Source organism: Deinococcus marmoris (assembly GCF_001949125.1).
Classification (GTDB): Bacteria; Deinococcota; Deinococci; order Deinococcales; family Deinococcaceae; genus Deinococcus; species Deinococcus marmoris_A.
The window spans coordinates 25,207-38,445 of record NZ_MSTI01000020.1; the positions used below are offsets into that span (position 1 = coordinate 25,207).

The window sequence follows — 13,239 nt, forward strand, 5'->3', positions numbered from 1 at the left end:
CTTTAAGACGGCGTGCTTCTGTAATCCCCACCACACGCCCCCGCAATCCCCGCACACACCCCCGCAAAATTCCCCTCCACCTCCGCATTCGCCAGCCGCAGCACCTGCACCCCGGCCTCTGCCAGCACCCGCGAACGCTGGGCGTCATACACCTGCGCTTCCGCCGAGTCGTGCGATCTACCGTCCAGCTCGATGCACAGCCGCAGCGACGGCGCGTAGAAATCCAGCACGTAGCCCAGGAGTGGGACTTGACGGCGGAACTTGACTGGGTAGGTTCGCAAAAACTCGAACCACAATTTGCGTTCGGCGGGGGTCTGTCCGTTTCGCAACTCCCGCGCTCGTGGGGCCAGTTTACGGGTGTAGTTCTCGCGCATAGCCTTAGCTTACGCGGGGACAACCCCTCAGTCGGCTGCGCCGCCAGCTCCCCTCAAAAGGGAGCCAAAAAGCGCCGGAAATGCCGTGTGGGTGGCCCCCCGAAGCCTCCCTTCTAAGGGAAGGTGGCCCGTAGGGCCGGAGGGGTTTACGCAGCCCCACCGCCCCTTCCCGCTCCCCAACCCCACCACGCCCAAGCACAGGCTTTAGATATTTGAATATACTCAGCGACACATGAATGAGATACCACTTCAATTACTCTCCGAAAGCTCCAAGATTATTTGGCTGACGTGCATTTAAGATTTAGGCAATCAATTTTACAAATTTCGGATCGTATACGAAGTTATTTTGAAGGCGATAGATCTAATATCGACGATCTTCTAGTTATTCAGTTGACGTTGGTTAAATATATAAAATATTACGAGAAAAGAATATCAGAAATTAAAGCAGAGGAAGGTCAGCAAAAACTCAAGCTTAAAATTGGCATGGTTTCTAAAGAAAATGCGGCAATAATAAAAATAAGAATTAAGAATTTCAGATACAAAAAAGATCATTATAAGAATTCAATCTATATTCTCAGGAGTTTGGGTGATTACATCGCCTTTTCGCTTTTTGATCCTTGGGATTTGAAGCCTTTGACTTTCAGCGACTCGTCTGGAAATATATCTGGTAAATCCGGCCTAAGAAACGAGATTAAAATTCTTAAAGCAATCTTTTCCAATGGCTCAGAATGTATACTAAATAATATAACTAACACTATAAGACATGGTGATATAACAGTTAACATAGAAGGGTTTCCATTGATTATGGAGATTAAGTCAAGCTCGTCCGAGGGAAAAAGAGCTAGCCGTCAAATTGAGAATATAAATAATATAATGGAGTATCTATATTCTGGGGAAACTACAAATATATATGGCTTGGAAGACAGAGATGAACAAAAAATGATTAGAGTCAGCGCTTACAAAGAACCGGAATACTATATTTCAGAATTACAGGATGCGGTGACAAGAGCATACGAATTCGGTACTGGACTAGTATTTGTTGGAAATGAAGCAGCAATCGTCGCATCGACAGATTCAAAAATTAGTCTTCCTGCAAATATCTTGGACAAATGGAAAAGTGAAGAAATAAGAACACAGATAATTAACAGTTATAAGTTCAAGATCAGATCACTCACACCATTTTGGATGTCGTTTAGCAGCGATTCTCATGTATGTGACATATATAGTGGTGATTTAGTTGTTGCTATATTCTTAAATATTTCGCATCTGAAAAGAATCGCCTACACCAATGATTATAATTTAGACACTTTAGAAGATGATGAGTGGGCTTTCTCATTGGCCCAGGTTGGAGAGCCTGAAAATAAAATGTTTATTAGTCATATTCACATGAGTAGAATTTTCTTTGAATTTCTTAGGCCAGAGTGGTTAATTGAAAACTCCATCAACACATACGAAACATCAAATCCACTCGGCAACACATAATGAACCCCCGCCCAGTCTCCCAGGCGGGGGCCATCACTTGTCCACTCTCAGCGGATCAGGCTTTAACTTCCCCCTTACTCCGCTCCAAAATGCTCCGCAAGACCGTCTGAAGAATGCCGCCGTTCTTGTAGTAGTCGATTTCCACGGGGGTATCGATGCGGCACTGAACGGTGATCTCGCGGGTCACGCCGTTCTTGCCCACCCGCACGGTCACGTCCTGGCGCGGCTTCAGGTCTGTGGTCAGCACCACGTCCAGCAGCTCGTCGCCCATGATGCCTAAGGACTCGGCGGTCTCGCCGTTCTTGTATTGCAGCGGCAACACGCCCATGCCCACCAGATTGCTGCGGTGGATGCGCTCGAAACTCTCGGCCAGCACGGCCCGCACGCCCAGAAGCATGGTGCCCTTGGCGGCCCAGTCGCGGCTGCTGCCCATGCCGTAGTCCTTGCCCGCCAGCACGAACAGCGGAATGTTGCTGGCCTTGTAGTTCTGCGCGGCGTCGTAGATGCTGGTCACGTCGCCCGTGGTGTAGTCGGTGGTAAAGCCGCCCTCGGTGCCGGGGGCCAACTGGTTCTTCAGGCGAATGTTGGCGAAGGTGCCGCGCGTCATGATCTGGTCATTGCCCCGGCGGCTGCCGTAGCTGTTGAAGTCTACCGGCTTGATGCCCCGGTCCGTCAGGAACTTCCCGGCGGGCGTATTGGCGTTGAAGCTGCCTGCGGGCGAGATGTGATCGGTGGTCACGCTGTCGCCCACCTTGACCAGCACCCGCGCGCCCTCGATGCTCACGATCTCGCTGGGGCCATTCGCCAGATTCTCGAAGAAGGGCGGGTTCTGGATGTAGGTGCTGTCGGCGTTCCAGTCGTACAGCGCGCCCTCGGACACCGGGATGGCGTTCCAGTCGGCGTTGCTCTTCTCGATGCCGTCGTAGACCTTCTTGAACATCTCGGCGTTGATGGCCTGATCCATGATGGTCTGAATCTCGGCGTTGCTGGGCCACACGTCGCGCAGGTAGACGGGCTGGCCGTCCTTGCCGGTGCCGATGGGGTCATTCACGATGTCGTTGACCACCGTGCCCGCCAGTGCATACACCACCACCAGGGGCGGCGAGGCCAGATAGTTGGCCTTGATGTGCGGGTTGATGCGGCCCTCGAAGTTGCGGTTGCCGCTCAGCACGCTGGCCGCCACCAGATCGCCGCCGTTGATCGCGTCAACCACGGGTTCGGGCAGCGGCCCGCTGTTGCCGATGCAGGTCATGCAGCCGTACCCGACGGTATTGAAGCCGATCTGATCCAGGTACGTTTGCAGGCCCGCATTTTCCAGGTAATCCGTGACCACGCGGCTGCCGGGGGCCAGCGAGGTCTTGACCCAGGGCTTGCTCGTCAGCCCCAGTTCCACGGCCTTCTTCGCCACCAGCCCGGCGGCGATCAGCACGCTGGGATTGCTGGTGTTGGTGCATGAGGTGATGGAGGCCAGCGTCACCGCGCCGTGCCCGATCTTCATGTCGGTGCCGGTGATCTGGCCCTGCGCGTCCAGCTTGTCGGCGCTCAATTCAAAGCCGCGTCCCTTGACCGGGGCGGTCAGCGCCTCGGCAAAGACGGTGTGCATGTCGTTCAGGTTCACGCGGTCCTGCGGGCGCTTGGGGCCAGCCAGACTGGGGACGATGCTGCCCAGATCGAGTTGGATGGTGTCCGTGAACACCGGATCGGGCGTCTCGTCGGTGCGGAACATGTTCTGGGCCTTGTAGTACGACTCCACCAGCTCGATCTCGTCTTCCAAGCGTCCGGTGCGGCGCAGGTAACGCAGCGCCTCGTCGTCCACCGGGAAAAAGCCCATCGTCGCGCCGTATTCGGGGGCCATGTTGGCAATGGTGGCCCGGTCAGGCAGCGTCATGTTGCTCAGGCCCGCGCCGTAGAACTCCACGAACTTGCCCACCACGCCCTTCTCGCGCAGCATCTCGGTCACGCGCAGCGCCAGATCGGTGGCGGTTGCGCCTTCTGGCATCTTGCCCGTGATCTTGAAACCCACCACTTCGGGCATCAGCATGTAGATGGGCTGCCCCAGCATGACCGCCTCGGCCTCGATCCCGCCAACGCCCCAGCCCACGATGCCCAGACCGTTGATCATGGTGGTGTGGGAATCGGTGCCGACGAGCGAATCCGGGTAAACGACAACGCCGTCGTCTTCCGGGCGGCTCTGGACGCCTTTCGCCAGATATTCCAGGTTGACCTGATGGACGATGCCGCTGGCCGGGGGCACCACGCCGAAGTTGTCGAAGGCCTGCTGGCCCCAGCGCAGGAACTCGTAGCGCTCACGGTTGCGCTCGAATTCAATCGCCATGTTGTTCGCCAGCGCAAAGTCGGTGCCGAATTCGTCTACCTGAACCGAGTGGTCAATCACCAGATCGACGGGAATGAGGGGGTTGATCTTGTTGGGATCGCCGCCCATCGCCACCATCGCCGAGCGCATGGCCGCCAGATCGACGACGGCGGGCACGCCCGTGAAGTCCTGCAAGATCACGCGGGCGGGCTTGAAGGGAATCTCCACCTCTTCATTCTTGGGACTCCAGCCCGCCACGGTCAGCACGTCCTCGCGGCGCACGTCGTACTCATTGGCCTCGCGCAGCACGCTTTCCAGCAGCACCTTGATCGACACGGGCATCTTGGAGATGTCGTGGCCCTGCTCCTCGAACTTGTTGAGGTTGTAGAAATAAAGTTTCTGACCGCTCTGGGTGGTCAGGGTGTCGCGTGCGTTAAACAGGTTCATCGCCTTTTCAGTCGCCATGATTGATAGCCTCCTTGCCCTTGCGGGCGTCCCCTCTATCATAAGCCGCGACGGGCAGAAATCGGGCGTCACCCGCATAGTCACGGCGTTCATCTTCTGTCACTACGCCAGGAACAACACACTATTCCACTTAGAAGAGGTTTTCCCATGCCAGAGCAACTCGAACCCCATCAGAAAGCCAGAATGACCGCCCTGGAAACCACCGTCCGCGACGGCCTGCGCGACTTCCGCCGCACCGGACAGGCGCTGAGTGAAATCCGCGACAACGAATTCTTCCGCGCGGGATACGACTCCTTTGAATCCTATTTGCAAGACCGCTGGGGCTTCACGCCGCCGCAGGCCGGACGGCTGATGGAGGCGGCGGACGTGGCGAAAGTGCTGGACCCGCTGGGCATCCAGCCCAGGAACGAGGCGCAGGCCCGCACCTTCAAGGCCGCCGCGAAACTGGTCACCGAACTGGAGCCGGAAGACCAGCGCGTGGTGGCCCGACTGGTGGAAGGCGTCATGCCCCCCCAGGCTGAGGGCGACGATTCTCCGCCCTGGGACCTGCCCGCCGCCGAGGTTCGCATCATGGCGAGCGTGGTTAAAAGACTGGACGCCGACGCCACCGTCTACCACCCCGAAAACGGGCGCGAGGTGGCAATGGGCACCCTCAGCGGCCCCGAACGCTACGAGGTCATCCGCACGCATGTGGACCAGAAGACCCAGGCGTACCGCGAAAAGCAGGAGGCCAAAGCAAACGCCCCGCAGGCCGAGAACGTCAACTGGGGCGACTGGATCCTGAATTACGCGGCGCAGAACCTGGGGCCGGGGCAGCGGTTGGAACTGGTGGTGGAACCGGACGGCAGCGGCGCAAGTCGCGCAGTGGCAAGGGTGGTGGACGGCAACACGGGCGAGGTGCTGGCGGCAGGTCAGGGGGCCGTGACGCTGAAGAAAGCGGCCTTAAATCTGGCGGCGGAGGTTCGGGGATAACAGCCGACGAGAGGGCAGCGCACACCCGCACTGCCCTCTCTGTGACCTGATGTTCTCGCCTGCGCTTACTTCTTCGGCTCGTCGGCCACCTGTCCGGTCACGCCGGGGGCCACCCAGGCCATGTTGTTCAGCTCGGCCACGGTGATGACCTTGCCTGCTCCGATCCGCAGAATGCCGTTGCGGTCCTTGATCGGGCCGGTGAAGGGATCGAACTTGCCGCCCTTTTCCATCTCGGCTTTCAGGGCCATCACGCGGTCATAGACGCTGACCTGCTTGCCGCCCACGGTCATCATTTTGGCCTTCATCTGCGGCACCCACTTGGGGTTGACCGCCATGCCGGGTTCCGCGCCCAGCTCCACGCTGCCGCCACGCAGCAGGTTCCAGTAGTCCACCTTGTCCAGATTGCCGATCTTGTAGGTGCCGTTATGCACCTTGGTCAGGAAGTCGATGTAGATCTTGTCCCAGTGGACCAGTTGCCCGCTGACGGCGTAATCGGGGGCGAACTTGTACATCGGCGAGTAGTGCGCGAAGGACGGAATCTTGCGCGCGCCGGCCGTCTGCACCACGGTGGCGCTGTCCTCGGTGAAGGCCAGTGCGCCCGCGCCCTCGCTGATCAGGGCCTCGGCGGCCTCGCGGGCCTTGTTGGGATCGAACCACGAGTTGATCCACTTGACGGCCACGGTGGCCTTGGGATTGACCGCACGTGCGCCCAGCGCAAAGGCGCTGATGTGCCGCTTGAGTTCCGGGACCGGGAAGGCGGCCACGTAGCCCAGCTTGTCTGTTTTGCTGACGGCGGCGGCCATCATGCCGTTCAGGTAGTAGAGCTGATAGAAGTCGGCCATGTAGGTGCCCATGTTCGGCGCACGCTTGAAGCCGCTGGCGTGCATGAACATCACCTTGGGGTACTTCTTGGCCGCCTCCAGCGTCTGGTCCATGTAGCCGAAGGAGGTGGTGAAGATCACCTGGCAGTTGTCCTTGACCAGCCGGTCGATCACCGGGGTGGCCTGACCTTCGGGGACGTTTTCCACGTACTTGGTTTCCAGCCACGGCAGCGCCTTCTCGGTCAGCTTGCGGGCCTCGTCGTGCGCGTAGCTCCAGCCGATGTCGCCCACCGGGCCGATGTAGATGAAGCAGGCTTTGAGCTTGTCGCCGGTCTGGGCCTGGGCGGAGGGACTGCCGGCGACGCTGAACAGGGCGACGGACAGGGGCAGGGCAGCGAGAAGCGCTTTTTTCAGGGCGTGTTTCGGGGGGGAACCTTTCATGGGTGAACCTCCAGTGAAGATGATGGGAATGTCCTCTCATTGTGCCTGGAATTAGCCCGCAGTGTGAAGGGCCTGTCTGACAGCGGAGACACGTCCTGGGGCGCGTTCCAGAAATCGGCATCCACCAGGAACGCAGGGTCTGAAATCAGCGGGGCCGGGAGGGCGGAGCATTCACGCCGCCTTAAGGTTTCGTTGGACCTCTTCCCCACTTCGCAAAATCTGTGACGGTTCATTGAACCGATGTCGCGCAGACTGCGTATAGCTGTACAGAGCAGGTCCGACACAGCCGTATTCAACCGAGGAGGCCCACCCATGAGCAACACACCCGACGACAACCAGATCAACCCCAGCGAGATCAATCCCGAAGAGCGCCGCATCCTGGTTCCCGGCAGCCCAATCAATCCCCGCCGCGAGTTCCTGCGGAGCGCCGCGCTGTTTACGGGCACCGTAGCAGCGCTGGGCGGTGGGCTGGAAGTCCTGACCCGTCGCCCCGGCGTGGGCAGCGCCGAGGCGCAGGGCACCGACTTCGCCCAGGCCAGCCGTCCGCTGGGACCCTACGACACCAAGGAAGCCGTGACCTCCTACCAGCAGGCCACCACCTACAACAACTTCTACGAACTGGGCACCGACAAGGCCGACCCGGCGCGCAACGCGGCCAGCCTCAAGCCGCGCCCCTGGACGGTCAAGATTGACGGCGAGGTCAAGAAGCCGCAGACGGTGGACATCGACACCCTGCAATCGTGGTTTCCCCTGGAAGACCGCATCTACCGCATGCGCTGCGTGGAGGGCTGGAGTATGGTCATGCCGTGGCTGGGCTTTCCGCTGGCCGGGCTGATCCGCCGCATCGAACCGACGAGCAAGGCCAAGTACGTGCAGTTCACCGCGCTGCTGGACCCCAAGATGTTCCCGGGCCAGAAGAGCAACGTGCTGGACTGGCCGTATGTGGAGGGCCTCAGGCTGGACGAGGCGCTGCATCCGCTGGCCTTCATGGCGGTGGGCCTGCACGGCAAGGTGCTGCCCGGCCAGAACGGTGCGCCGCTGCGTCTGGTGGTGCCGTGGAAGTACGGCTTCAAGGGCATCAAGAGCATCGTGAAGATCACGCTGACCGAGAAAATGCCCAAGACCACCTGGGCACTGGCCGCCCCCAGCGAGTACGGCTTTTACGCCAACGTCAACCCCGCCGTGCCGCACCCGCGCTGGAGCCAGGCCACCGAACGCCGCATCGGTGAACTGGGCCGCCGCAAGACCCTGCCCTTCAACGGCTACGCCGACGAGGTGGCCGGGCTGTACAAGGGCATGGATCTCAGGAAGAACTTCTAAGCATGAGTACCGGAGACGCGCGCCCGGCTGCGCCAGCGGCAAAAGCCCCGGCCAGGGGTTCGTATCAGCCCAAACGCAAGGCCGCGTCGCTGGGCTGGCTGGTCCCCGCCGTCGCGGTGGGCGGTCTGCTGCCCGTGGCGGTCATGCTGTGGGACGCCTACACCGGAGCGCTGGGCGCAAACCCCATTCAGCGGGCCACCCTTCAGACCGGGCTGCTGACGCTGACGCTGCTGGTGGCCTCGCTGGCCTGCACACCGCTGCGGCTGCTGACCGGCTGGAAGTGGCCCGCGCGCATCCGCAAGTCGCTGGGGCTGCTGGCCTTCGGGTACGCCGTGCTGCACTTCCTGATCTACCTGTTCGATCACGGCTTCAGCCTGGGCGTGATGTTCGACGACGTGCTGAAACGGCCCTTCGTGACGGTGGGGTTCACGGCGCTGCTGCTGCTGGTGCCGCTGGCCCTCACGAGCGGCAAGAACTCGGTCAAGAAGCTGGGCTTTCAGAAGTGGACCCGGCTGCATCAACTGGTGTATCTGGCCGTCGCCTTCGGGGCGCTGCACTACTACTGGGGCGTCAAGAAGGACCATGTGCCGCCATTGATCTACGTGGGTGTCATCGCCGTGCTGTTTGCGATGCGGTTCATCAAGCGCAAGCCGACGAAGAAGACCGGGGCTGGGAAAATCAACCCGGCCTGAACCCATACCACTGAACCGCGCCGCCTTCCAGACTGGAAGGCGGCGCGGCTTTTTGCTGCGTTGAGGCGGACGAATTGAACCCGGCCTCCCTCCAGACGCGTAGTGAAACCAAAGGCCCGCCCCTCCAGCCCAGGCGAGGCGGTGCGGAGGTCTTCCCCGTGAGGTGTCCACTATGAAACGCACACTGCTGCTCTCCACTGCCCTGACCCTGCTGACCTCCGCCTGCGCGGTCACGTCCGGCACCGCTCCCCCGGCGCTCACAGGCGGCCCCTGGCTGAACACCGCCTCACAGGCCGCTGGCCCCAGCCTGGCCGACCTGCGCGGAAAAGTGGTGATCGTCAATTTCTGGGTGTACTCGTGCATCAACTGCCACAACAGCCTGCCCACCCTCAAATCCTGGTACAGCAAATACAGGGATCAGGGGCTGGAAATCGTCGGCATCCACACCCCTGAATTCGAGTCGGACAAGCCCACCGCGAACGTGATCGCGTCCCTGAAAGACGACGGCGTGACGTGGCCGATCTTGCAGGACAACGACTCCAAGAACTGGCGGGCGTGGCAGAACCAGGCGTGGCCCACCTTCTACCTGATCGACCGCGCGGGCAAGGTCCGCAGTGTCCACCGGGGCGAGATCAGCAGCCGCTTTCCGCAGGCGATTCCGGGCCTGGAAGCCAACCTCAAGAGTCTGCTGGCCGAGAAGTGATGCTGCTGGCTGCGCTGGCCCTGGCGGCGACTCCCACGCCAGCGACCCAACTCACGGTGGAGTTCGTGACCCCGCCCGAAGTGCATTTCAACCGGCGCGGCGACTCCACGGTGACGGTGATGGCCGCAAAAGACAACAAAATTATGACTCTGGACGGCGTGCCCGATCCCACAGACCCGGACAATGTGTACCTGAGCCTGAAGCCGATCACACTGGCCTTCGACGAAAAGTTTGGCGGCACGGTCCACCTGAAAGCGCGCCTGTTCCTGTGCGACGCGCGAAACGGCGTCTGCATGGTGCAGGAACTGGAAAAGCAGGTCAGGCTCCGGCCAGGGCAGCAGCTTGCTCTGGAATGGCGGGTGGGCACGGACAGCCGTTAGGGGCGCACCTTCCTCTCACGGGTGCGCGATAATCGGGGCATGACGCAAACTGCCCCGAAAGCCGCCCCCGACATCGCCCCGGATATCGACTGGGCCACCCTCGGCTTCAGCTATATCCGCACCGATCTGCGTTACCTGTCGCACTGGAAAGACGGCGCGTGGGACGCTGGGACATTGACCGAGGACAACGTGCTGCACATCGCGGAGGGCAGCACGGCCATCCATTACGGGCAGCAGTGCTTCGAGGGCCTCAAGGCGTACCGCTGCAAAGACGGCACCGTCAACGTCTTCCGCCCGGACCAGAACGCCGCCCGCATGCGCCGCAGTTGCCGCCGCGTGCTGATGCCCGAGATCAGTGACGAGCAGTTCATCGACGCGGTCACGCAGGTGGTCAGGGCTAACGAGCGCTTTATCCCGCCCTACGGCACGGGCGGCTCGCTATACCTGCGCCCCTTCGTGATCGGCGTGGGCGACAACATCGGCGTGCGGACGGCCCCGGAATTTATCTTCGGCGTGTTCTGCGTGCCGGTGGGACCGTATTTCAAGGGCGGGCTGACCCCACAGAACTTTCTGGTGTCGGGTTATGACCGCGCCGCGCCGCACGGCACCGGGGCAGCCAAGGTGGGCGGCAATTACGCCGCCAGCCTGATGCCCGGCCAGCAGGCCAAGGACACCGTGATCGACGGCCATCACTTCGCCGACGCCCTGTATCTGGACCCCGAAACCCACACCAAGATCGAGGAGGTGGGCGCGGCCAACTTCTTCGCGGTCACGCGCGACGGGCGCTTCGTGACGCCCAAATCGCCCAGCATTCTGGAGAGCATCACCAAGTACAGCCTGCTGTGGCTGGCCGAACACCGATTGAACATGCTGGTGGAGGAAGGCGACGTGTTCATCGACGCGCTGGATGGGTACACCGAGGCAGGCGCGTGCGGCACAGCAGCCGTCATCACCCCTATCGGCGGCATCCAGAATGGCGACACCTTCCACGTCTTCCACAGCGAGACCGAGGCCGGACCCGTGACGCGCCGCCTGTACGACGAGCTGGTGGGCATCCAGTACGGCGACGTGACCGCCCCGGACGGCTGGATCGTGAAGGTTTGAGCTAGAGGACTGAATTTGCCGCGCAGGGCGTGGATTTTGCAGACACTGTTGCCGCCGTGATCTGTACCGGCCCCGGCCCCGGCCACCGGACCCCGCTAGACTCCGGCCATGACTTCCCCGCTTCCTCTCGATCACGAACATCTTCAAAAACTGGCGACGGCTGATCTGGTGCGGCCCGATCAGATGCTGGGCGCGCACCCCACGGTGCAGGACGGCGTGGAGGGTGTGCGCTTTGCGGTGTGGGCACCCAATGCCACCCATGTCAGCGTGGTGGGCGATTTCAACGGCTGGAACGGTTTCGACAATGCCCTGAACCGGCTGGACTTCGGCTGCTGGGGCGTCTTCGTGCCTGCCGCCCGCCACGGCCAGCGCTACAAGTTCCGTATCACCGGGCAGAACGGGCAGACCCAGGACAAGATGGACCCCTACGGCACCTACTTCGAGACGCGCCCAGCCACTGGCAGCATCATCTGGGACGGGGCCTACGAGTGGAATGACGGCGAGTGGATGGGTCAGCGTTCGGCGGGTTTTGACCGGCCCGTCAGCATTTACGAATGCCACGCCCCCAGTTGGGGCAAGCGCGACGACGGCTGGTTCCTGAATTACCGCGAGCTGGCTCACCGCCTGGGCGACTACGTGACCTACATGGGCTATACGCATGTGGAGTTGCTGGGCGTGATGGAGCATCCTTTCGACGGTTCGTGGGGCTATCAGGTCACGGGCTATTACGCGCCGACCAGCCGCATGGGCAACCCCGAGGACTTCAAGTATCTGGTGGACCACCTGCATGGCCTCGGTCTGGGCGTCATTCTGGACTGGGTGCCAGGCCACTTCCCCACCGATCCGGCAGGGCTGGCCAGCTTCGACGGCGGCCCGCTGTTCGAGTACGCCGATCCGCGCAAGGGCTTTCACCTGGACTGGAACACCCTGATCTTCGATTACGGGCGCAACGAGGTGCTGATGTTCCTGATCGGCAGCGCCGTCAAGTGGCTCCAGGACTTCCATATCGACGGCCTGCGGGTGGACGCGGTGGCCTCCATGCTGTATCTGGATTTCTCGCGCACCGAATGGATTCCCAACATTCACGGCGGGCGCGAGAATCTGGAGGCGATTGCCTTCCTGAAACGGCTGAACGAGGTCGCGCACCACATGGCCCCCGGCGTGATGATGATCGCCGAGGAAAGCACCTCGTTTCCCGGCGTCACCACCCCCGCGCCCTTCGGCCTGGGCTTCGATTACAAGTGGGCGATGGGCTGGATGAACGACAACCTGGGGTACTTCAAGGAAGACCCGCTGTGGCGGGCGCACCACCACCACGCCCTGACCTTCTTCAACGCCTACCGCACCAGCGAGAATTACGTGCTGGCGATCAGCCACGACGAAGTGGTCCACCTGAAAAAGAGCATGGTCATGAAGATGCCCGGCGAGTGGTACGCCCAGCGCGCCCATTACCGCGCCTTCCTGGCCATGATGTGGTCCACTCCCGGCAAGAAACTGCTGTTCATGGGCCAGGAATTCGGGCAGTCCACCGAGTGGAACCATGACACCGAACTGCCGTGGTACATGGCCGATCAGCCGGACCACCGGGGCATCATGGATCTGGTGCGCCGCTTGAACGACCTGTACGTGCATCGCCCCGACTGGCATGTGGCCGACACCCGTGAGGAAGGCATGCTGTGGACCAGTGCCGACGACGCCGAACACAGCGTCTACGCCTACCTGCGCCGCGATCCGGGGGGGGACGCCTGGAGCCTGATCGTCGCCAACCTGACCCCCGTGTACCGCGATCTGTATCCCATCGGCGTGCCGCAGGGCGGCGACTACCGCCTGCTGCTCTCCACCGACGACGGCGAATTCGGCGGCTTCGGCACCCAGCAGCCCGATCTGACGGCCAAGGCCGAGGGCTGGAACGGCCAGACCCACCACCTGCGCCTGAATCTGCCCCCCAACAGCGTGCTGGTGCTGGAGCCGGAGTCGTGGCTGTCGCCCGCAGAACTGGCCGGAGTCGGGGACGCGCTGGAGACCTCGAATACCCAGCACAGGGAAGCCAGCGCTGCCCAGAGGACGGAACGCGAGTGGGTGGGCGGTCCATCCACCGAGGCGCAGGCCAGGAATGTGCAGGCCAGAAACGTGCAGACCGACGCCGCCGAAGCCCGCCTGCTCCAGCCGGA

The 13,239-nt window shown here is 61.4% G+C and carries 10 protein-coding genes and 1 pseudogene; 8 read left to right on the forward strand and 3 right to left on the reverse strand.

All coding sequences use genetic code 11. From position 1 onward, the window contains the following. Nucleotides 1–2 precede the first annotated feature (2 nt). Complete coding sequence (locus BOO71_RS02770; protein WP_075830456.1) at nt 3–374, reverse strand: endonuclease domain-containing protein; 372 nt, start codon at nt 372–374, stop codon at nt 3–5. Nucleotides 375–653: 279 nt separating this feature from the next. Here BOO71_RS02770 and BOO71_RS26685 point away from each other — a divergent pair, with 279 nt between their 5' ends. Next, complete coding sequence (locus BOO71_RS26685; protein WP_139322702.1) at nt 654–1,856, forward strand: hypothetical protein; 1,203 nt, start codon at nt 654–656, stop codon at nt 1,854–1,856. 55 nt (nt 1,857–1,911) lie between these two features. On the opposite strand, the gene acnA is transcribed toward BOO71_RS26685, so the two are convergent. Further along, a complete protein-coding gene (acnA, locus tag BOO71_RS02775; RefSeq protein WP_075830457.1) occupies nt 1,912–4,635 on the reverse strand; it encodes an aconitate hydratase AcnA in 2,724 nt (907 codons plus the stop codon). Nucleotides 4,636–4,782: 147 nt separating this feature from the next. Here acnA and BOO71_RS02780 point away from each other — a divergent pair, with 147 nt between their 5' ends. Then, a complete protein-coding gene (locus BOO71_RS02780) occupies nt 4,783–5,607 on the forward strand; it encodes a hypothetical protein (protein WP_075830458.1) in 825 nt (274 codons plus the stop codon). A 65-nt stretch (nt 5,608–5,672) separates the two neighbouring features. Here the strand turns inward: BOO71_RS02780 and BOO71_RS02785 are convergent, their stop codons facing one another. Beyond that, nucleotides 5,673–6,869: a BMP family ABC transporter substrate-binding protein gene (locus BOO71_RS02785; RefSeq protein WP_083652889.1), complete on the reverse strand. Its 1,197-nt coding sequence runs from the start codon at nt 6,867–6,869 to the stop codon at nt 5,673–5,675. A 312-nt stretch (nt 6,870–7,181) separates the two neighbouring features. On the opposite strand from BOO71_RS02785, the gene msrP reads away from it, so the two are divergent. From msrP to BOO71_RS02815, 6 genes and pseudogenes are all read left to right on the forward strand, one after another. Then, the gene (gene msrP, locus BOO71_RS02790; protein ID WP_075830459.1) at nt 7,182–8,189 is read left to right on the forward strand and encodes a protein-methionine-sulfoxide reductase catalytic subunit MsrP; all 1,008 of its coding nucleotides are present in this window, start codon (nt 7,182–7,184) and stop codon (nt 8,187–8,189) included. Between the two features lie 143 nt (nt 8,190–8,332). Continuing rightward, nucleotides 8,333–8,881, forward strand: a complete 549-nt coding sequence (locus tag BOO71_RS02795) for a protein-methionine-sulfoxide reductase heme-binding subunit MsrQ (protein WP_254843001.1) — start codon at nt 8,333–8,335, stop codon at nt 8,879–8,881. Nucleotides 8,882–9,053: 172 nt separating this feature from the next. Further along, entirely contained in the window at nt 9,054–9,584 is a 531-nt protein-coding gene (locus BOO71_RS02800) for a redoxin domain-containing protein (RefSeq protein WP_083652895.1), read from the forward strand. Next, nucleotides 9,584–9,964, forward strand: coding sequence for a hypothetical protein (locus tag BOO71_RS02805; RefSeq protein WP_075830461.1), 381 nt, complete (start codon nt 9,584–9,586; stop codon nt 9,962–9,964). The genes BOO71_RS02800 and BOO71_RS02805 overlap by 1 nt, the downstream gene beginning before the upstream one ends. Nucleotides 9,965–10,003: 39 nt before the next feature. Further along, the gene (locus BOO71_RS02810) at nt 10,004–11,068 is read left to right on the forward strand and encodes a branched-chain amino acid aminotransferase (protein ID WP_139322703.1); all 1,065 of its coding nucleotides are present in this window, start codon (nt 10,004–10,006) and stop codon (nt 11,066–11,068) included. 108 nt (nt 11,069–11,176) lie between these two features. Further along, nucleotides 11,177–13,039 (forward strand): annotated as a pseudogene (locus tag BOO71_RS02815) (1,4-alpha-glucan branching enzyme); the annotation flags it as partial. Nucleotides 13,040–13,239: the final 200 nt, after the last annotated feature.